Genomic DNA, 20048 nt, shown 5'->3' with positions numbered 1-20048 from the left:
GAGTCCGTGGCGGACTCGGGCCCGGCGGAGGCTCCTCAGGGCTTCCGGACCGAGCCCGAGTGCCCTGCCGGCCGGGTACCCGGCCGGCGTTCGTGACGGACCCCGGACCGGCGAGGTTCTCGTGGACTCCGGACCCGGTTCAGGTGCCCGGCGAGCAGGGACCGCCTGCGGCTCCCGGTGAATCCGGAAACAGCCGAGGTGCCCGGTGATTCTGGGAACAGCCCAGGTGCTCGCTGACCCCGGAAACGGCCGAGGTGCTCAGCGTGCTCCGGACCGGCCGAGGTTTCTCATGGAATCCGGCCCCGGTTCACGTCTTCGGCGAGGCAGGGACCGCCCGGCGGCTCTTGGGATCAGCCCATGCGCCTGGTGAATCCCGGAAACGGCCGTGGTGCTCGGCAAGACCCGGACCGGGCGGGGTTCCTCGTGGGCTCCGGACCCGGCTGGGTACTCGGCAGCCCGGGGCCGGTCGGCGTTTCCCGGGACCCCGGAGCCGGAGCCGGCTTCCGGGGAAGCCCGGGGGGAAGCGGCCCGGGTTCCCGTGAGCCCCGGCCGGGACAGAGGTTTCCGGGAGTGCGGGGGACCGTGCGAGCGGCCCCGCACCGCCGCACGTCAGGGTCCGCCGGGCCCGTGGCCACCGGCCCCCGGCCGGTCAGCCCGTGCAAGAGGGCGGGCGAGGCACAACCTCGCCAGGTACAGTGCGGAAATCAGCAGACCCCAGGGTGAGGCCCCCGTACGTGTTGACCCAGACCACCACCAGGGTCCTCGAACCGAGTGACCTGGACGCCGCGCTCGCCGTCCTCGGCCGCGAGCCGGTGGCGAACGCTTTCGTCGCTTCCCGTGTGCAGGTCGCCGGGCTCGACCCATGGCGGCTCGGCGGCGAGATGTGGGGCTGGTACGAGGACGGCATGCTCCAGTCCCTCTGCTACGCGGGCGCCAACCTCGTCCCGATCTGCGCCACCCAGCGCGCCGTGCGCGGCTTCGCCGACCGGGCCCGCAGGGGCGGCCGCCGCTGCTCCTCGATCGTCGGGCCCGCCGAACCCACCACCCAGCTGTGGCGGCTGCTCGAACCGAGCTGGGGCCCGGCCCGCGAGGTCCGCGCCAACCAGCCGCTGATGGTCACCGACCGGCTGCCCGCAGACATCCCCCCGGATCCGTACGTCCGCCGCATCCGCAAGGACGAGATGGAGACGATCATGCCGGCGTGCGTCGCCATGTTCACCGAGGAGGTCGGCGTCTCGCCGATGGCCGGTGACGGCGGCCTGCTCTACCAGGCCCGCGTGGCCGAACTCGTCGGTTCCGGCCGCTCCTTCGCCCGCCTGGACCGGCACGGCAAGGTCGTCTTCAAGGCCGAGATCGGCGCCGCGACCGCCCAGGCCTGCCAGATCCAGGGCGTGTGGGTGGCCCCCGAGTACCGCGGACAGGGGGTGGCGGCCCCCGGCATGGCGGCCGTGCTCCGCTACGCCCTCGCCGATGTCGCCCCCGTCGTCAGCCTCTACGTCAACGACTTCAACACGGCCGCGCGGGCCACGTACCGCCGCGTCGGGTTCCAGGAGGTCGGCGCCTTCATGAGTGTCCTGTTCTGACGCCCGGCGCGGGCTCGCCGGGACCTCACATGTCCCGCTGTCCGCCAGGTAGTCTCCCGGCATGCTGCGCTTCCCCGGTCACGGCCCCCGCGACTCCGACGACGTGCTCCTCGGCCCGCTGGACCTCGCCGCGCGCGTCGACGAGGCGCTCGCCGTGCAGGCGCTGGCCTTCGGGCTCGGCGCGGACGAGATCGCCGTACGCCGTCAGATCGTGCTGCGCCACATCACCTACCCGGGAGCCCACGCGCTCGGCGCGACCACCGCCGACGGACGCCTGGTCGGCTTCGTCTACGGCATGCCCAACGACCGCGCGCACTGGTGGTCCACCGTCGTCGAACCGTATCTGCGCGGCCGGGGCCACGACGGCTGGCTCGACGACTCCTTCGTGATCACCGAACTGCACGTCCACCCCCGGTTCCAGAACCGCGGTGTCGGCCGCGCGCTGATCACCGCCATCACGGACACCGCGACCGAACCGCGCTCGATCCTCTCCGCGATCGACTTCGACAGCCCGGCCCGCGGCCTGTACCGCTCGCTCGGCTACGAGGACCTCGCACGGCAGGTCCTGTTCCCCAGCGCACCCAAGCCTTACGCCGTGATGGGCGCCCCGCTTCCGCTGCGACACCGCTAATGGATTTCCGGGGACGGCCGCTGCCCGGCTAACCTCCAGGCATCACCCTTACGCAGCAGGAGTCGAGAATCATGGCCCAGGTCCAGCGCATGTCCCGTTTGATGGTCAAGACATTGCGTGACGACCCGGCGGACGCCGAGACGCTCAGCCACAAGCTGCTCGTCCGCGCCGGCTACGTACGGCGCAACGCCGCGGGCATCTGGACCTGGCTGCCGCTCGGCAAGAAGGTCCTGGACAACATCTCCCGCGTGGTCCGCGAGGAGATGGACGCGATCGGCGCCCAGGAGGTCCTGCTTCCGGCCCTGCTGCCCAAGGAGCCCTACGAGGCCTCGGCGCGCTGGGAGGAGTACGGCGACCTCCTCTTCCGCCTCAAGGACCGCAAGGGCGCGGAGTACCTGCTCGGCCCGACGCACGAGGAGATCTTCACCCTGGTCGTGAAGGACCAGGTGGCCTCGTACAAGGACCTGCCGGTCATGCTCTACCAGATCCAGACGAAGTACCGCGACGAGGCCCGCCCGCGTTCCGGCGTGCTGCGCGGCCGCGAGTTCCAGATGAAGGACTCGTACTCCTTCGACATCACGGACGAGGGCCTCGCCGAGTCCTACGGGCTGCACCGCGCGGCCTACCAGAAGATCTTCGCGCGCATCGGCCTCGACTACCGCATCGTGTCCGCCGTCTCCGGCGCCATGGGCGGCTCCGCCTCCGAGGAGTTCCTCGCGCCCGCCGCCGCCGGCGAGGACACCTTCGTGGACTGCCCGGCCTGCGACTACGCCGCCAACACGGAGGCCGTGACCTTCAAGCTCACGCCCGTCTCCGAGGAGCACGGCGCGGTCGAGGAACTGGACACCCCCGACACCCCGACGATCGAGACCCTCGCCGAGCACCTCGGCGTGCCCGCCTCCGCGACCCTGAAGAACCTGCTGGTCAAGGTCGACGGCGAGATCGTGGCCGTGGGCGTCCCCGGCGACCGCGAGGTCGACCTCGGCAAGCTGGGCGAGCACCTCGCCCCGGCCGTCGTCGAGCTCGTCACGGCCGAGGACTTCGAGGGCCGGGGCGATCTCGTACGCGGCTACGTGGGCCCGCAGGGCCTGGAGAAGGTCCGCTACATCGCCGACCCGCGCATCGCGCCCGGCACGGCCTGGATCACCGGCGCCAACAAGATCAACAAGCATGCGAAGAACGTCGTGGCCGGCCGCGACTTCGAGGTCGACGACTACCTCGACGTCGTCGTGGTGCAGGAGGGCGACCCCTGCCCCGCGTGCGGCACCGGCCTCAAGATGGACCGCGCCATCGAGATCGGCCACATCTTCCAGCTCGGCCGCAAGTACGCCGACACCTTCGGCCTCGACGTTCTCGGGCAGCAGGGCAAGCCGGTCCGCGTGACCATGGGCTCGTACGGCATCGGCGTCTCCCGCGCGGTCGCCGCGCTGGCCGAGCAGTCGGCGGACGACCAGGGACTGTGCTGGCCCAAGGAGATCGCTCCCGCCGACGTGCACGTGGTCGCCGCGGGCAAGGCCCTCCAGACCGAGCTGGCGCTCGACGTGTCCGAGAAGCTCGGTGCCGCGGGCGTCCGCGTCCTGGTCGACGACCGTGCCGGTGTCTCCCCGGGCGTGAAGTTCACCGACGCCGAGCTCATCGGCGTCCCGACGATCCTGGTCGCCGGCCGCCGCTCGGCCGAGGGCGTCGTGGAGCTGAAGGACCGCCGTACCGGCGAGCGCGAGGAACTGACCGTCGACGAGGCGATCGCCCGCCTGACGGCCTGACCGTTTCACCCGGCGGCGCCCGCGGCCCCTCTTAGGAGGGGCGGGGCGTCGCCGTTCGTCTGCCCGGCGCGGGCGCCTCTTCTTCTGCCGCGTGCGGGCCTTTGCCATGTGCGGGGCCTTTGCCCGGACAGGACATGACGGACCGTCATATGGCGTGCGCCGTGCGGGTCGTGCGTCGGACGCTCCGCGGTGTGCCGCGCCCCGGTGGCGGTACGCCGGTGATCGATCCCCGAACTCGCAGGAGCGCACGCGGAGTCGAGGGGCTAGAGCCAGCCGGCGAACTCCAGGAGCAGTTCGGCGTCGCGGAGGCGGCCGACCCGGCCCGCCCGGACGCCCGACTCGACGGCGCGGAACAGGGTCCAGCCGCGCAGCCGCTCCTGGTCCACGTCCAGCGACTCGGCCAGCCGCTTCACCCGGCGGCGCGTGATCGACGCCCCCGACGGCGACGCGATCAGGTCCTCGACCCGGTCGCGGACCAGCCGGGCCAGGTCGAACGCGCACTCGCCGACCACCGGGTCCGGCCCCACCGCCAGCCAGGGCGCGCGGTCCCCGGCGAGTACCTTGCTCTGCCGGAAGGTGCCGTGCAGCAGCCGTGCCTCGGGCGGCCCGGCCAGCAGTTCGTCCCGGGCCGCGAGCGCGGCGTCGACCAGGGCCCGTACCTCGGTACCGGTACCGGTCTCGGCCGTGGTCCGCATGGCCTCGGCCTGCCGCCCGGTCCGCTCCGCGACGGTCTCGAAGACCGGGCCCGCGGGCGGCTCGACCCACAGTCGGCGCAACGTCCCCGCCGCTTCCAGCAGGGCCTTCGCCTCGGGCAGCGACCGGACGGAGAGGTCCGGGTGCAGCCGCTCCAGCAGCAGGACGCCCGGGGCGCCGTGGACGTCGGCGGTGTCGCCGAGGTCGAGGAGGCGGACCGCGCCGCGGCCGTCCCAGTGGGCGAGCGCGGCCCGCTCGCTCTCCGGCCGCGCCCGGTCGGGTGCCAGTTTCAGGACGGCGGGTGTCCCGTCGGCCTGCCGCACCAGGACGACCAGACTGCTGCGCCCGCCCGGTGCCTGCACCCGCTCCACGGTCAACTCGCGCAGATCGACGGCCTGTCGGGCCAGCTCGGGCAGCTTCTCCAGCCACTCGTCGGCCTTGCCGGGCTCCTCCGGCCCGCTCCGGCGGGTCTCGCCGAGCGCCCGGAGAAGGCGCTGCGGCGGTTCGAAGGCCATGCGCGGGTCCATGCGCGGGATGTTCCCTTCCAGGTCGCGTTACGTCGGCGAGGGTGCCGTGGCGGACGGGGTGCCCGCCCGCTCGGCGAGCCCAGGGAAGGCTACGCTCTCGCCGCTCCAGCGGACCGCACGGACCGCGGCCTCCCGCAGCGCCCCGGCCGCCATGCGCCGCCGGTCGCCCGTGGCGGCGCGCACGAGGTCGGAGTACACGTCGGCCACCCGCTCCTCCAGCTCGGTCGCGAACCGTATGGCCGCGGCGGTGTCCGTCACCGGGAACGGCAGCATGTACGCGGCCGACGCGGCCTCGGGCGTACCGCCCAGGTCCTTCACGGCCCGCACCAGTTCGTCCCGGCGTGCCCGATGGGCGTCGTACGCCGACCGGGCGTCCGGCTGCCGGGCCTCGCCGATCCGGCCGCCGACCACGCCGTAGCCGTAGACGGCCGCGTGCTCGGCGGCCAACGCGGCCTGCGTGGCCTTGAGTTCGGCTTCCTCGGTCATCTTCCGCTTGCTCACTTGGCCGCCTTCGTCAGCAGAAACGCGTGGGCCGCACCGGCCGCCGCCACCGAGGCGAGCAGCCGGGCGAGCTCACCGGGAACCTCCACCAGGGCCCGTGTCCGCTCGTCCGCGAACGCGAGTTCGGCGGCGGCGAGGTCCCTGAGCGCGTCCTTGGGCCGGGTCGCCACACCGGGGGAGGCGCCGGCCGCCGCCGACGCCGACGCCGTGCTGGACGTAGGGCTCGAAGCCGACGGGGACCCCGACGAGGACGCGGACGCCGAGGACGCAGAGCCGGACGGGGAAGCCGTGGACGAGGTGGACGCCGTGGGCGAAGCGGACCCGGACACGGATGCCGAAGCCGAAGTGGATGCGGCCGGGGACGCCGACGCCCCCGCGTCGCCGCCTCCGAACGCCTTCACGTGCCGGAAGACCTCCGCCCGCAGCGGGACGAGCCGCTCCGCCAGCTCCGGATGGGCGGTGATCACCGCCGTGTACCGGTCGGAGAGCGTCAGGCTGTCGCGGGCCGCACGCGCGCGGGCCCGGTCCGCGGCCGAGGGGCTGCCGCCCGTCGTTTCGCCGGACGGCTCGGGAGCGGAACAGCCGGCCAGCGCGAAGGCGCCCGCGGCGGCCGCGAGCAGGGTCCTTCGGCGCGGACCCGACGGGGTGCGCGACGGCAGGGGGAACGACACGGCAGACGTCCTCGGAGGGCTCGTACGAATGTATGGGCGAGCTGCCCGTGATCACGGTACCCGCGCATCGGCCGATCACCGCCCAGCGGCTCTCCTCCAACTGTCTCGGCCGCGATTTCACGGACGCCCTCCGGTACCCGCCGCCGCGAGCGCACGCGTCCCGGTGGACGGCAACACCCTCCGCGACCGGATACCCTTTGAGCTGACACGCGACCAACCCACAACAGCACACGCGGCCGAGGAGTCACCCGGATGAGCACGACCCAGAGCGAGAGGCTGCGAGAACTCCTGGATCCGCTCGTGAGCTCCCAGGGCCTCGATCTGGAAGAGATCGAAGTGGAGACCGTAGGCCGCAAGCGTGTTCTGCGCGTCGTCGTGGATTCGGACGAAGGTGCCGACCTGGACGCGATCGCCGATGTGAGCCGCGCGCTCTCGGCGAAACTCGACGAGACGGACGCGATGGGCGCGGGTGAGTACACCCTCGAAGTCGGAACCCCCGGTGCCGAGCGCGAGCTCAAGGAACACCGCCACTACGTACGCGCCACCGACCGCCTGGTGAAGTTCCAGCTGGCGGACAACGAAGAACTGCTCGCCAGGATCCTGCGGGTCGACGACGACGGTCTGGATGTCGAAGTGCCGGGCGTGAAGGGGCGCAAGCCCACCGCCAAGCGGCTCGCCTTCGCGGACGTCGTCAAGGCCCGCGTCCAGGTCGAGTTCAGCCGCAAGGACAAGAAGGAAGAGGAGGCGTAGCCGTGGACATCGACATGAGCGCCCTGCGGGGTTTGGTGCGGGAGAAGGAGATCTCCTTCGACCTGCTGGTCGAGGCGATCGAGTCGGCCCTCCTCATCGCCTACCACCGCACCGAGGGAAGCCGCCGTCGCGCGCGCGTGAAACTCGACCGGGAGACCGGTCATGTGACCGTGTGGGCGAAGGAGGACCCCGAGGATCTGGAGGAGGGGCAGGAGGCGCGCGAGTTCGACGACACCCCGTCGGGGTTCGGCCGGATCGCCGCGACCACCGCCAAGCAGGTCATCCTGCAGCGTCTGCGGGACGCGCAGGACGACGCGACCCTCGGCGAGTACGCGGGCCGCGAGGGCGACATCGTCACCGGTGTGGTCCAGCAGGGCCGTGACCCGAAGAACGTGCTGGTCGACATCGGCAAGCTGGAGGCCATCCTGCCGGTGCAGGAGCAGGTCCCCGGCGAGAACTACGAGCACGGCCTGCGCCTGCGCTCGTACGTCGTACGGGTGGCGAAGGGTGTCCGCGGCCCGTCCGTGACCCTGTCCCGTACGCACCCCAACCTCGTGAAGAAGCTCTTCGCGCTGGAGGTTCCGGAGATCGCCGACGGTTCCGTCGAGATCGCCGCCATCGCCCGCGAGGCCGGCCACCGCACGAAGATCGCCGTCCGGTCCAACCGCAGCGGTCTGAACGCCAAGGGCGCCTGCATCGGCCCGATGGGCGGCCGGGTGCGCAACGTGATGGCCGAGCTCAACGGCGAGAAGATCGACATCGTGGACTGGTCGGACGACCCGGCCGACATGGTGGCGAACGCGCTCTCGCCGGCCCGTGTCTCCAAGGTCGAGGTCGTCGACCTCGCGGCCCGCTCCGCGCGCGTGACGGTCCCCGACTACCAGCTCTCGCTGGCGATCGGCAAGGAGGGCCAGAACGCCCGCCTCGCCGCCCGCCTCACCGGCTGGCGGATCGACATCCGTCCGGACACCGAGCAGCCCGAGCGGCGCGGGGAATAGGCCGGGAATAGATCCGGCCCGCGGATCGCTTACATCACGACAACAACCGTTCGATTCTTGCCCCAAAGGGGTGAGGTCGGTACGGGGAGGTAGACTTAAGAGTGTCTGGCCGGACGCGAGCCCGCGCATGCCCTGAACGCACCTGTGTGGGGTGCCGGGAGCGAGCGGCCAAGAGAGACTTGCTGCGGATCGTGGCGGTCGAGGGTGAATGCGCCCCCGATCATCGCGGTACGCTGCCCGGCCGGGGTGCGTACGTGCATCCCGTTCTGGTCTGTCTCGATCTGGCGGTCCGCCGCCGGGCGATCCCGCGGGCGCTGCGCGCTCCGGGACCGCTCGACACCGAGGCGCTGCGCCTCTACGTCGAGCAGGCAAACCCGTAAGAGAGCGTCGTACGGAACCTCCGTGCGGCCCTGGTATTCCGCGAGTTGGAAGTAGGTCGAGATTGCGATGAGCACTCGATGAGCACGCGATGAGTACGCCCATGAAGTAGCGACGGTCCGGACGCAGACCCGGACCTAAAAGGAGCGAAGTGGCTAAGGTCCGGGTATACGAACTCGCCAAGGAGTTCGGCGTAGAGAGCAAGGTCGTCATGGCCAAGCTCCAAGAACTCGGTGAATTCGTCCGTTCGGCGTCCTCGACGATCGAGGCCCCCGTCGTACGCAAACTGACAGATGCCCTCCAGCAGGGCAACGGTGGCGGCAAGCCCGCCCCGCGCAAGGCTGCCCCGGCGAAGCCGGGCGCCCCCTCTCCGGCGCAGGCGGCCCGTCCGGCCGCCCCGCGCCCGCCGGCCCCGAAGCCGGCCGCGGCCGAGACGCCCGCGACTGCTCCGGTCACCCCGGCCGCCGCGGGTCCGCGCCCGACTCCCGGTCCCAAGCCGGCCCCGAAGCCCGCTCCGGCGGCTCCGGCTCCGGTCGCGGCCGAATTCACCGCACCGCCGTCGGCGCCGGTCGCGCCGTCGACCCCCTCGGCTCCCGCCGCGGGTGCCCCCCGTCCGGGCGCCCCGCGTCCCGCGGGCCAGGCTCCGCGTCCCGGTGCCCGTCCGGCCGGTGGCCCCGGCCAGGGTGGTCAGGGTCGTGGTGACCGTCCCGAGCGTCCCGAGCGTTCCGAGCGCGGCGACCGTCAGGGTGGCGCCCCGCGTCCCGGCGGCCAGGCTCCGCGTCCCGGTGCCCGTCCGGCCGGTCCCCGTCCGGGCAACAACCCGTTCACCTCTGGTGGCTCCACCGGCATGGCGCGTCCGCAGACGCCCCGTCCGGGTGGTGCCCCGCGTCCCGGTGGCGCCGGTGCCCCCGGTGGTCCGCGTCCGCAGGGCGCGGGCGGCCAGGACCGTGCTCCCCGTCCCCAGGGCGGTCCCGGCGGCGCTCCGCGTCCGCAGGGCGGTCCGGGCGGTGCCCGTCCCACTCCGGGCGGCATGCCCCGTCCGCAGGCTCCGCGTCCCGGCGGCGGTCCGGGCGGTAACCGTCCGAACCCCGGCATGATGCCTCAGCGTCCGGCCGCGGGCTCCCCGCGTCCCGGCGGTGGCCCCGGTGGCCGCGGTCCCGGTGCGGGTGGCGGTCGTCCCGGTGGTCCCGGTGGCGGCGGCGGTCGTCCCGGTGGCGGCTTCGCCGGTCGTCCGGCCGGTCCCGGTGGCGGCGGTGGCGGTTTCGCCGGTCGTCCCGGTGGTCCCGGTGGCGGTGGCGGCGGTTTCGCCGGTCGTCCCGGTGGTCCCGGTGGCGGTGGCGGCGGTCGTCCCGGCTTCGGCGGTCGTCCGGGTGGTCCCGGTGGCCGTGGTGGCACACAGGGTGCGTTCGGCCGTCCCGGCGGTCCGGCGCGTCGTGGTCGCAAGTCGAAGCGGCAGAGGCGCCAGGAGTACGAGGCCATGCAGGCCCCGTCCGTCGGCGGCGTGATGCTGCCTCGCGGCAACGGACAGTCCGTCCGCCTGTCGCGCGGTGCCTCCCTCACCGACTTCGCCGAGAAGATCGGCGCCAACCCGGCGTCGCTCGTCGGCGTGATGATGAACCTCGGCGAGATGGTCACTGCCACGCAGTCCGTCTCCGACGAGACGCTGAAGCTCCTCGCGGACGAGATGAACTTCGTCCTCGAGATCGTCAGCCCCGAGGAGGAGGACCGCGAGCTGCTCGAGTCCTTCGACATCGAGTTCGGCGAGGACGAGGGCGACGAGGACGACCTCGTGGTCCGTCCGCCGGTCGTGACCGTCATGGGTCACGTCGACCACGGTAAGACCCGCCTTCTCGACACCATCCGCAAGACGAACGTCGTCGCGGGCGAGGCCGGCGGTATCACGCAGCACATCGGCGCGTACCAGGTCGCGACCGAGGTCAACGGTGAAGAGCGCAAGATCACCTTCATCGACACCCCCGGTCACGAGGCGTTCACCGCCATGCGTGCCCGTGGTGCCAAGTCGACCGACATCGCGATCCTCGTGGTGGCGGCCAACGACGGTGTGATGCCCCAGACGATCGAGGCGCTGAACCACGCCAAGGCGGCCGACGTGCCGATCGTGGTCGCGGTCAACAAGATCGACGTCGAGGGCGCGGACCCGACCAAGGTGCGCGGTCAGCTCACCGAGTTCGGTCTGGTGGCCGAGGAGTACGGCGGCGACACGATGTTCGTCGACATCTCCGCCAAGCAGGGTCTGAACATCGACGCCCTGCTGGAGGCCGTGGTCCTGACCGCGGACGCCTCGCTCGACCTGCGGGCCAACCCGGAGCAGGACGCGCAGGGCATCGCGATCGAGTCCCACCTCGACCGCGGCCGCGGTGCCGTTTCGACGGTCCTGGTCCAGCGCGGCACGCTGCGCATCGGCGACACCATGGTGGTCGGCGACGCGTACGGCCGTGTCCGGGCGATGCTCGACGACAACGGCAACAACGTCGAGGAAGCGGGTCCGTCGACCCCCGTCCTGGTCCTGGGTCTCACCAACGTCCCGGGCGCCGGCGACAACTTCCTGGTTGTCGACGAGGACCGCACGGCGCGTCAGATCGCCGAGAAGCGCGCGGCGCGTGAGCGCAACGCCAACTTCGCCCGCCGGGGTGTCCGGTTCTCCCTGGAGAACCTGGACGAGGCCCTCAAGGCCGGTCTGGTGCAGGAACTCAACCTCATCATCAAGGGCGACGCGTCCGGTTCGGTGGAGGCTCTCGAGTCCTCGCTGCTCCAGCTCGACGTCGGCGACGAGGTCGACATCCGCGTCCTGCACCGCGGTGTGGGTGCGGTCACCGAGTCCGACATCAACCTGGCGACCGGCTCCGACGCCATCGTCATCGGCTTCAACGTCCGCGCTGCGGGCCGCGCGGCGCAGATGGCGGAGCGCGAGGGCGTCGACGTCCGGTACTACTCGGTGATCTACCAGGCCATCGAGGAGATCGAAGCGGCCCTCAAGGGCATGCTCAAGCCGGAGTACGAGGAGGTCGAGCTCGGCACGGCGGAGATCCGCGAGGTCTTCAAGTCGTCCAAGCTCGGCAACATCGCCGGTGTCCTGGTCCGCTCGGGCGAGGTCAAGCGCAACACCAAGGCGCGACTCGTCCGCGACGGCAAGGTCATCGCGGAGAGCCTCAACATCTCCGGGCTGCGTCGCTTCAAGGACGACGTCACCGAGATCCGCGAAGGGTTCGAGGGCGGTATCAACCTCGGCAACTTCAACGACATCAAGGTCGACGACGTCATCGCGACGTACGAGATGCGCGAGAAGCCGCGCTCGTAAAGCGGTTCCCAGGCTGGCCGGCGGTGAGCAGTCACCGCCGGCCAGCCTGGCTTTTGCCGGATCACGCGGTTCCCCGCGTCCCATCTCGGGGCGCGGGGAACTGCGTGTCACCGACCCCGGCCGGTCATGCGGCCGGTCACCGGGCGGCGAACGGCCCGGGGCCCGGAAACCCCGTCGAGCGAGCCGGTGGTTCGTTGTACGGTTCTGATGTCCCTGCCAAGTGCATTGGCAGGCCATCTATCCCGTACCGGCGGGACATCCGGTTACACATGTATGTGGGGACGCTGTCCTTCGATCTGCTCCTCGGCGACGTTCACTCGCTCAAGGAGAAACGCTCTCTCGTCCGGCCGATCGTCGCCGAACTCCAGCGGAAGTACGCGGTGAGTGCCGCCGAGACGGGCAACCAGGACCTTCACCGCAGGGCAGAGATCGGCCTGGCGGTGGTCTCCGGGGACACCATGCACCTGACGGACGTACTGGACCGGTGCGAACGACTGGTCGCGGCGCGACCGGAGGTGGAACTGCTGTCGGTACGACGCAGAGTCCACACCGACGAAGACTGACGAAGACCGACGCAACACGCAAGGCGAAGAAGGAGACGGACCAGTGGCCGACAACGCGCGGGCGAAGAGGCTGGCGGACCTCATCCGAGAGGTGGTGGCCAAGAAGATGCAGCGCGGGATCAAGGACCCGCGGCTCGGCACTCACGTCACCATCACGGACACCCGGGTCACCGGGGACCTCCGGGAGGCCACCGTCTTCTACACGGTGTACGGGGACGACGAGCAGCGCGCCGAGGCGGCCGCGGGCCTGGAGAGCGCCAAGGGCGTACTCCGCTCGGCCGTCGGCGCGGCGGCGGGCGTGAAGTTCACGCCGACGCTGACGTTCGTCGCGGACGCCCTGCCGGACACCGCCAAGACCATCGAGGACCTGCTCGACAAGGCACGGGCCTCGGACGAGAAGGTGCGCGAGGTCTCGGCCGGCGCGTCCTTCGCGGGCGACGCGGACCCGTACAAGAAGCCGGGCGAGGACGACGAGGACGACGCGGCGGAATGACGCAGAAGCCCAGCACGCCCGACGGACTTGTCATCGTCGACAAGCCGTCGGGCTTCACTTCGCACGACGTGGTCGCCAAGATGCGCGGCATCGCCCGGACACGCCGGGTGGGCCACGCGGGCACCCTCGACCCCATGGCGACGGGTGTGCTCGTCCTCGGTGTCGAGAAGGCCACCAAGCTCCTCGGGCACCTCGCGCTCACCGAGAAGGAGTACCTCGGCACGATCCGGCTCGGCCAGAACACGCTGACCGACGACGCCGAGGGCGACATCACCTCCTCGACGGACGCCTCCGGCGTGAAACGCGACGCGATCGACGCCGGGGTCGCCAAGCTGACCGGCGCCATCATGCAGGTGCCGTCCAAGGTCAGCGCCATCAAGATCGACGGCGTGCGCTCGTACAAGAGGGCACGCGAGGGCGAGGAGTTCGAGATCCCGGCCCGCCCGGTGACCATCTCCTCGTTCGCGGTGTACGACATCCGTGACGCGGTCGCCGAGGACGGCACCCCGGTGCTCGACCTGGTCGTCTCCGTCGTCTGCTCGTCCGGGACGTACATCCGGGCCATCGCCCGCGACCTCGGCGCGGACCTGGGCGTCGGCGGTCATCTCACGGCCCTGCGCCGCACCCGCGTCGGCCCGTACAAGCTGGACTCCGCGCGCACCCTCGACCAGCTCCAGGAGGAGCTGACCGTGATGCCGATCGCGGAGGCGGCCACGGCCGCGTTCCCGCGCTGGGACGTGGACACCAAGCGGGCCCGGCTGTTGCTGAACGGCGTCCGGCTCGACATGCCCGAGGAGTACGCGGGCAAGGGCGCCGTCGCGGTCTTCGACCCCGAGGGCCGGTTCCTCGCGCTGGTGGAGGACCACAAGGGCAAGGCGAAGAGTCTGGCCGTCTTCGGCTGAGGTCCGCCTCGGCACGGTTTTCCGCGCGCACACCGGGCGCGGCGGCCGGTGGACGATCCGTCCACACGGTGGCCGGACGGACACTCCGCCCGTGGAGCGGCGATCACGGGGTCTCGTGCCCGCCGCTCCACGGTCCCCCCTCGGCACCCCCACCCAAGGGTGTATCCATCCGACCTCGCGTATTCACCCCATCGGGCAGGCGCTCGGAGTGAACCGAGGGAGCGGAAGGGGGCGCGTTCACCGCGTGATCTGTCCTGCTGATCACCTCGCCCCTACCGTCGGAGCAAGGAGCACGGCGGGGAGGTTCGAGTATGGCGGGGCGAGGCCCGCGGACCGGGAACGACGAGGCGGCGGACGGCGCCGGACAGGCGGGGGACGACGTCCTCGTCCGTGTCCACGACCTGGCGGGCCGCCCACGCGGCACGGGATTCGCGGCCGACCACCACGGCACCCTGATCACCGGGCACGAGGCCGTCGCCGGCCTGGACCGGCTCGTCCTGCGCACCCCCGGCGGCCGCACCTGTACGGTGCCCGCCGAAGCCGTCACCCCGCTGCCCGACCTCGGTCTGGCTCTCGTACGCACCGAAGGTCTCGGCCTCGCCCCGCTCCCCGTCACCGTGCGGGACCGCGTCGCGACCGGTACGTACGTCCGGATCGCGGCGGGCGGCTGGCGCGAGGCGCGCGTACTGGGCGCCTCCGCCGTGACCTACCCGGCCACCGGCCGAGTCCATCTCCTGCGTGACGTACTGGAGTTGGCGATCGGTACGGCGGGCGCGGACGCGCTCCGGCCGGGCGGCGGGGCGGCCGGGGGGCCGGTCCTCGACGCCTCGACCGGCGCAGTGGTGGCGGTCGTCGGGACCGCCCTGCGTCCCCGGGACCCGGGCGCGGTCGCGCCGGGGGAGACCCCGCCCGGCCATCGGGCACCCGGCTTCGCCGTCCCCCTGCGGGGTGTCGCGGGCGTTCCGGGGCCCCTAGCCGAACTGCTGGCCCGCAACGCGGCGACTGTGCCCGCGTACGGCGCCGACCTGAATCTCGCGGGCGTGCTGGAACTCACCGCGACCTCGCCGGCCTCGGCCGGACCCCGGTCATCGCTCCCGCCCGGACTCGTCGAACGGGCCGATGCCATCAGGGAGTTCGCGGCGTTCGAGAGCGGCCAGGCCGTCGTCCTCGGGCTCGTCGGCCCGCCCGGCAGCGGCCGTACGACGGAACTGGCCGCCCTCGCCGCCCGGCGTCTCCACGGCCCCGACCCGTCGCCCACTCTCTGGCTGCGCGGCGCCGACCTCCGCGCCGAGGACACCTCGGTGGCGGACGCGGCGACGCGGGTCCTGGAGCGCGCGGGCCGGATCGTGGCCGCCTCCCGGCGGACCGGCGGTGCCTCGGCGGAGGCCGTGCGGCGGTCCGCGGACGCGCATGTGCTGCCCCCGGAGGGATACGGCGGTGAACTCGGCGACATCGGGCCGGACCGGCTGGCCCGGTCGGCGCGCGCCGCCGCCCGGCCCCTGCTGCTCCTTCTCGACGGCCCCGAGGAGATGCCGGCCGAACTGGCCCACCGCCTCCCGGCCTGGACCGGGGAAACAGCCACCTGGCTGGCAGAGACAGGCACCCGCCTGGTCATCGGTTGCCGCCCGGAGTACTGGGAACGGGCCGGCGCGAACTTCCCCGCGGGCCTGCTGCACCCGCCGGACGGCCGTCCGCCGACACACCGAGGCGGTCGTCCACCGACGCACCCGGACGACCACGCGCCGCCGCGTTCGGACGGGCGGCCCTCGCCGGACAAGGGCGGGCAGCCGACCCGGGAGGCGGGCGGGTGTCCTTCGCCGGACGCGGGAGGGCAGCCGACGCGGGAGGCGGGCGGGTGTCCTTCGCCGGACGCGGGCGGGTGTCCTTCGCCGGACGCGAGGCGGCATCCGTCGGCGTATCGGGGTGGCCGGTCGTCCGTCCACCCGGGCGAGCGGGGGCCGCAGGACGTCGGCCGGTCGTCACCCCCCGCGGGCGGGCAGCCGCCACCGCACGCGGGCGGCCCCCTGCCTGCCTGTGTCCGGCTCGGGGATCTGACCGAGGAGGAGGCCCGGCGGGTCCGGTCGTGGGCCGGGGTCGGGGAGGGCGTCCTCGTGTCTGCCGACGCCCGCCATCCGCTGGTGCTGCGGCTGCTCTCCGAGGTGCTGGCCGCGCCGGTGGACCCACCGGACGAGTCGCTCGACCGGGACGACGTGTTCGCGGCCCACCTCGACCTGATGTGCCTGCGCGTCGCGGTCCGGCTCGCCGCGGCGAACGGGCTGCCCGGCACCGCCGTACGCCTGCTCGCCACCCGGGTCTCCGGCCAGGCCCACGAGGCGGCGCGCCGCTGTCTGGGCCCCGGACAGGGCCGGCTGGACCGGGAGTCCTTCGACGCCGTGTTCCCCTGGGGCGCCGCACCGGGACGTCTGGCGGGCGTCACCGGCTGGGCGTCCGCCGTTCTCACCGAGGGACTCCTCGTGCCCGTCGGCGACGGCTACCGCTTCGCCCACGAGGAACTCGCCGACTGGCTGCAGGGCACCCACCTCGACCTGGAAGCGGCGCTGGACAGCCTGGTCCACCGGTGGCGCGCGGCACCGGACATCGGGTCCGGACCTCCGCCGACCACCGCGGTCGGCCGTCGGCAGGCCCGCCGCCGCGCCCGGTCCACCGTGCCGGGCTCGGGCTCGGCCTCGGGCTCGGCCCCGGCCTCGGGCCCGGGCTCGGACACCCTTCCCGTCCCGCACCACCGCATCGGCCCCGTCGTCGAGACCCTGCTCCTGCTGGCCCGTCAACAAGGCGCCGCCGAACTGACCCTCCGTCTGGAGGACCTCGTCCACGCAGTCGACGACCTGCTGCCCGGGAAGCGGCCCCCGGCCGGAACTCCGCAGGGCACCGCGTTCGGGACACCGCAGGGCGCCGTGCCTGCCGCCCCGCTGGGTGATCCGGCCTCGATCCTGGGGGGCGACCTGCTTGGCATGTCGCAGGGCACCTGGCCCGGCACTGCGCGGGGCGATCTGCCGGGCGGTCCGCCGGGCGCTTCCTCCGGCGCTCAGTTGGGTGATCCGACCTCGACTCCGTGGGGCGATGGGCTGGGGACCTCGCAGGGTGCCGTGCCCGGGACTCCGTGGGGCGCCGTGCCTGCCGCCCGGCTGGGTGATCCGGCCTCGATCCTGCGGGGCGACCTGCCCGGGACTCCGCAGGGCGATCTGCTTGGCATGTCGCAGGGCGCCTGGTCCGGGACTGCGCGGGGCGATCTGCCGGGCGGTCCGCCGGGCGCTTCCTCCGGCGCTCAGTTGGGTGATCCGACCTCGACTCCGTGGGGCGATGGGCTGGGGACCTCGCAGGGTGCCGTGCCCGGGACTCTGTGGGGCGCCGTGCCTGCCGCCCGGCTGGGTGATCCGGCCTCGATCCTGCGGGGCGACCTGCCCGGGACTCCGCAGGGCGATCTGCTTGGCATGTCGCAGGGCGCCTGGTCCGGGACTGCGCGGGGCGATCTGCGAGGCGGCCCGCCGGGAGCCTCGCCCGGCGCTCAGCTGGGTGATCCGGCAGACGCCCCGCTGGACGACCCGCTCTGGTGGGCCACCCACCTCTGCACCTCCACCCTTCTCCGGGTACCCGACGCGACCCCGTACCTCGGTGTGCTGCGGCTGCTCACGGAGCGGATCGTGGCCTGGCGGGAGCAGGGCAGGACCGTGCCGGGAGAGTTCGGCCCGGCCTTCTGGGCGGCGCTGCCCGTACCGGACGCGGAACGCTTCGACCTGCTCAGGCACCTGGTGACGGCCGACCCCCGCCGCGCCCCGGCGGCCGAGCCCGCGCGCCCCGGTGAGGCCCCCGACATCCCGCGCCATCTCGACACCGTCTCCCGCCTCCTCGCCGCCGACCCCATCGCCGCGCACCGTCCTCTCACCCGCTGGTTCGACGACGAACGGCCTCTCCCCGCGACCCCTGACGCGACCGTGGCGACGGCCGCGCAGGCGTTGCTGTACGCGCACCGGCGGCGGGCGCCGGACGATCTGGCCGAGGCCCTGGTGGCCTGCGCGCACCGGCGGGGCGACGAGCTGCTGGCCGTACTGGCCGAGGAGGAGCCGTCGGCCATCTGCCGGGCCGTGGACCGCTGGGCGCGCGACGAACAGCCGGCCCGGCGGGTCGCGGCGGTCGCGTACGGCCTCAGGGCGGCGCCCTTCGCGAGGACTCCCGCCGACCGCGAGCTGCTCCGGCACACCGCGCTCGCCCTGCTGGCCCGTCCCGCCGACGGCGCGCTGCACGCAGGGGCGCTCGGCATCCTCGTACGGGATCCGCTCACCCGTGCCCCCTACCTGCCGCAGGCCTTGGAGTGCTTCGCGGCCGGCGACCCGCGGCTGCCCCCGAGTGCGCTGGCCGACGCGTTCACCACGCACCCGGAGCCCGTGCTCGCGGCCTTCCGCGACCGGTTGCGGCGGCCCGGTCCCGACACGGCCGAGCTGCTGGCCGCCCTCGCCGACGTCACCACACCGGCGCTGGCCCGCCGGGTGGCCGCGCTGGTGCGCGAGACCGTGGAGCTCCGGCCGGCGGCCGCCGGATACCTGGCCGCCCACGTGGACCGGCGTCTCGACCAGGGGAGCCCCGCCCAGGCGGTGCTGTTCCCGCTGATCAGCGGTCTGCTGGAAGGGTGTGACGCACCGGTGCGGACGGCGCTCGCCCGGACCCTCGCCGCGCCCGGAGGCACGACGTCGGCCCCGCTGCGGCGCGAGCTGCTCGACCTGCTGTTGGCGCACGAGCGGGATCCGGTCGTTCTCGACACCGTCCTGAGGGCCGTCGCCGACGGTCTGGACCGGCGGGGTGAGCCGGCCACCCGTGAACTGGTGCACCGCGTCGGCCTCCTCCTCGTCCGGACACCGGCCGGGGCGACCGGCTTCGACCGCGGCCTCGTGGACATGGCCCGGGGCATCCCGGGGTTCGCCACCCTGGTCGCCCGCTGGCTGACCGGCTCTCCCGACGACTGGTCGGGCATGGTCGGCCCCAGCACCCGCCGCATGATCGAGAACCTGACCGGAGTACGGGTGCCCGCCTGAGCCCGTCCGCGCACCGCACTCCACCACCCCGCTGCACACTCCACACTCCGCGCACCGCACCTCCCTCGGCACGACACCTCGCACAGCACGCTGCTGCGGTACTCGGCTCAGCACCGCGCCGACGCTGAGCAATCGGTCACAGCCCGATGCCGATGCAAGCCGAGAGCACACGGCATGGCACCCTTAGAGCTGCGAATAAGGCAATCACGGACACGGGTTCGACAAGGAGCGGTCACAGTGCAGCGCTGGCGTGGCTTGGAGGACATCCCCGAGGACTGGGGGCGCAGCGTCGTCACCATCGGTTCCTACGACGGGGTGCACCGCGGACACCAGCTGATCATCCGGCATGCCGTGGACCGCGCCCGCGAGCTGGGCGTTCCCTCGGTCGTGGTCACCTTCGACCCGCACCCGAGCGAGGTGGTCCGTCCCGGCAGCCACCCCCCGCTGCTCGCCCCGCACCACCGCCGCGCCGAACTGATGGCCGAACTCGGCGTGGACGCCCTGCTCATCCTGCCGTTCACCACCGAGTTCTCGAAGCTGTCGCCCGCCGACTTCGTGGCGAAGGTGCTGGTCGACAAGCTGCACGCCAAGGCCGTCGTCGAGGGTCCCAACTTCCGCTTCGGCCACAAGGCCGCGGGCAATGTGGACTTCCTGCGTGAGCAGGGGGAGACGTACGACTTCGAGGTCGAGGTCGTGGACCTCCATGTGACCGGCGAGGCCGGGGGCGGCGAGCCGTTCTCCTCGACCCTCACCCGGCGTCTCGTCACCGGGGGCGATGTCGAGGGCGCGCGCGAGATCCTCGGACGGCCGCACCGCGTCGAGGGCATCGTCGTCCGCGGCGCCCAGCGCGGACGTGAACTCGGCTTCCCCACGGCGAACGTCGAGACCCTCCCGCACACCGCGATCCCCGCCGACGGCGTCTACGCCGGCTGGCTGCACGCCCAGGGCGAGGCCATGCCCGCCGCGATCTCCGTCGGCACGAACCCCCAGTTCGACGGCACCGAGCGCACGGTGGAGGCGTACGCCATCGACCGCGTCGGCCTCGACCTCTACGGTCTGCACGTCGCCGTCGACTTCCTCGCCTTCGTCCGCGGCCAGGCCAGGTTCGACTCCATCGAGGAACTGCTCGTGGCCATCACCGACGACGTGAAGCGCTCGCGCGAACTGATCGAGGCCTACGACGGGGAGTAGTCCCTCCCCGGTCCGTCCGTCTCCGCGCGAAAGCCCG

General features: G+C 72.9%; 15 protein-coding genes. 12 read left to right on the top strand and 3 right to left on the bottom strand.

Annotated elements, in window-relative coordinates; translation table 11 throughout:
- Positions 1-734 precede the first annotated feature (734 nt).
- The 3 genes from OHT01_RS11810 (at position 735) to OHT01_RS11800 (ending at position 3977) form a co-directional block, all read left to right on the top strand.
- Positions 735-1583, top strand: coding sequence for a GNAT family N-acetyltransferase (locus OHT01_RS11810; RefSeq protein ID WP_328553097.1), 849 nt, complete (start codon positions 735-737; stop codon positions 1581-1583).
- A gap of 61 nt (positions 1584-1644) precedes the next feature.
- Positions 1645-2214, top strand: coding sequence for a GNAT family N-acetyltransferase (locus tag OHT01_RS11805; protein WP_328553096.1), 570 nt, complete (start codon positions 1645-1647; stop codon positions 2212-2214).
- A 71-nt stretch (positions 2215-2285) separates the two neighbouring features.
- Entirely contained in the window at positions 2286-3977 is a 1692-nt protein-coding gene (locus tag OHT01_RS11800; protein WP_328553095.1) for a proline--tRNA ligase, read from the top strand.
- 263 nt (positions 3978-4240) lie between these two features.
- Here the strand turns inward: OHT01_RS11800 and OHT01_RS11795 are convergent, their stop codons facing one another.
- From OHT01_RS11795 to OHT01_RS11785, 3 genes are read right to left on the bottom strand one after another with little or no spacing between them, the layout of a single operon-like run.
- A complete protein-coding gene (locus OHT01_RS11795; protein WP_328558091.1) occupies positions 4241-5185 on the bottom strand; it encodes an aminoglycoside phosphotransferase family protein in 945 nt (314 codons plus the stop codon).
- Between the two features lie 39 nt (positions 5186-5224).
- Positions 5225-5683, bottom strand: coding sequence for a ferritin-like domain-containing protein (locus OHT01_RS11790; protein WP_328558090.1), 459 nt, complete (start codon positions 5681-5683; stop codon positions 5225-5227).
- Between the two features lie 11 nt (positions 5684-5694).
- Entirely contained in the window at positions 5695-6369 is a 675-nt protein-coding gene (locus OHT01_RS11785) for a hypothetical protein (protein WP_328553094.1), read from the bottom strand.
- Positions 6370-6621: 252 nt separating this feature from the next.
- On the opposite strand from OHT01_RS11785, the gene rimP reads away from it, so the two are divergent.
- The 9 genes from rimP to OHT01_RS11740 all read left to right on the top strand — a co-directional run bounded on the left by rimP (position 6622) and on the right by OHT01_RS11740 (position 20011).
- On the top strand, positions 6622-7119 hold the full coding sequence (gene rimP / locus OHT01_RS11780) for a ribosome maturation factor RimP (RefSeq protein WP_328553093.1): 498 nt from the start codon (positions 6622-6624) through the stop codon (positions 7117-7119).
- A gap of 2 nt (positions 7120-7121) precedes the next feature.
- Entirely contained in the window at positions 7122-8117 is a 996-nt protein-coding gene (gene nusA, locus OHT01_RS11775; protein ID WP_328553092.1) for a transcription termination factor NusA, read from the top strand.
- 101 nt (positions 8118-8218) lie between these two features.
- Entirely contained in the window at positions 8219-8497 is a 279-nt protein-coding gene (locus tag OHT01_RS11770; RefSeq protein WP_328447442.1) for a YlxR family protein, read from the top strand.
- 149 nt (positions 8498-8646) lie between these two features.
- On the top strand, positions 8647-11814 hold the full coding sequence (infB, locus tag OHT01_RS11765; RefSeq protein WP_328553091.1) for a translation initiation factor IF-2: 3168 nt from the start codon (positions 8647-8649) through the stop codon (positions 11812-11814).
- A 269-nt stretch (positions 11815-12083) separates the two neighbouring features.
- The gene (locus OHT01_RS11760) at positions 12084-12377 is read left to right on the top strand and encodes a DUF503 domain-containing protein (RefSeq protein ID WP_328553090.1); all 294 of its coding nucleotides are present in this window, start codon (positions 12084-12086) and stop codon (positions 12375-12377) included.
- A 43-nt stretch (positions 12378-12420) separates the two neighbouring features.
- Complete coding sequence (rbfA, locus tag OHT01_RS11755; RefSeq protein WP_328553089.1) at positions 12421-12870, top strand: 30S ribosome-binding factor RbfA; 450 nt, start codon at positions 12421-12423, stop codon at positions 12868-12870.
- Positions 12867-13772 carry a tRNA pseudouridine(55) synthase TruB gene (gene truB / locus OHT01_RS11750; RefSeq protein WP_328553088.1) on the top strand — a complete coding sequence of 302 codons (906 nt, stop codon included), beginning with the start codon at positions 12867-12869 and terminating at the stop codon, positions 13770-13772. The genes rbfA and truB overlap by 4 nt, the downstream gene beginning before the upstream one ends.
- A 311-nt stretch (positions 13773-14083) precedes the next feature.
- Complete coding sequence (locus OHT01_RS11745; RefSeq protein WP_328553087.1) at positions 14084-18820, top strand: trypsin-like peptidase domain-containing protein; 4737 nt, start codon at positions 14084-14086, stop codon at positions 18818-18820.
- A gap of 237 nt (positions 18821-19057) precedes the next feature.
- The gene (locus OHT01_RS11740) at positions 19058-20011 is read left to right on the top strand and encodes a bifunctional riboflavin kinase/FAD synthetase (RefSeq protein ID WP_328553086.1); all 954 of its coding nucleotides are present in this window, start codon (positions 19058-19060) and stop codon (positions 20009-20011) included.
- The last annotated feature ends 37 nt before the right edge of the window (positions 20012-20048 follow it).

The organism is Streptomyces sp. NBC_00358, assembly GCF_036099295.1.
Lineage (GTDB): Bacteria > Actinomycetota > Actinomycetes > Streptomycetales > Streptomycetaceae > Streptomyces.
The sequence above is the reverse complement of the archived record's forward strand: the minus strand, read 5'-3'. Positions and strand labels throughout refer to the sequence as shown.

Coding starts and splice junctions, on each gene's coding strand:
- OHT01_RS11795 (WP_328558091.1), bottom strand. CDS start 5,185: ATGGCCTTCGAACCGCCGCAGCGCCTTCTCCGGGCGCTCGGCGAGACC.
- OHT01_RS11760 (WP_328553090.1), top strand. CDS start 12,084: ATGTATGTGGGGACGCTGTCCTTCGATCTGCTCCTCGGCGACGTTCAC.
- OHT01_RS11745 (WP_328553087.1), top strand. CDS start 14,084: ATGGCGGGGCGAGGCCCGCGGACCGGGAACGACGAGGCGGCGGACGGC.
- OHT01_RS11800 (WP_328553095.1), top strand. CDS start 2,286: ATGGCCCAGGTCCAGCGCATGTCCCGTTTGATGGTCAAGACATTGCGT.
- truB (WP_328553088.1), top strand. CDS start 12,867: ATGACGCAGAAGCCCAGCACGCCCGACGGACTTGTCATCGTCGACAAG.
- OHT01_RS11805 (WP_328553096.1), top strand. CDS start 1,645: ATGCTGCGCTTCCCCGGTCACGGCCCCCGCGACTCCGACGACGTGCTC.
- OHT01_RS11790 (WP_328558090.1), bottom strand. CDS start 5,683: ATGACCGAGGAAGCCGAACTCAAGGCCACGCAGGCCGCGTTGGCCGCC.
- rimP (WP_328553093.1), top strand. CDS start 6,622: ATGAGCACGACCCAGAGCGAGAGGCTGCGAGAACTCCTGGATCCGCTC.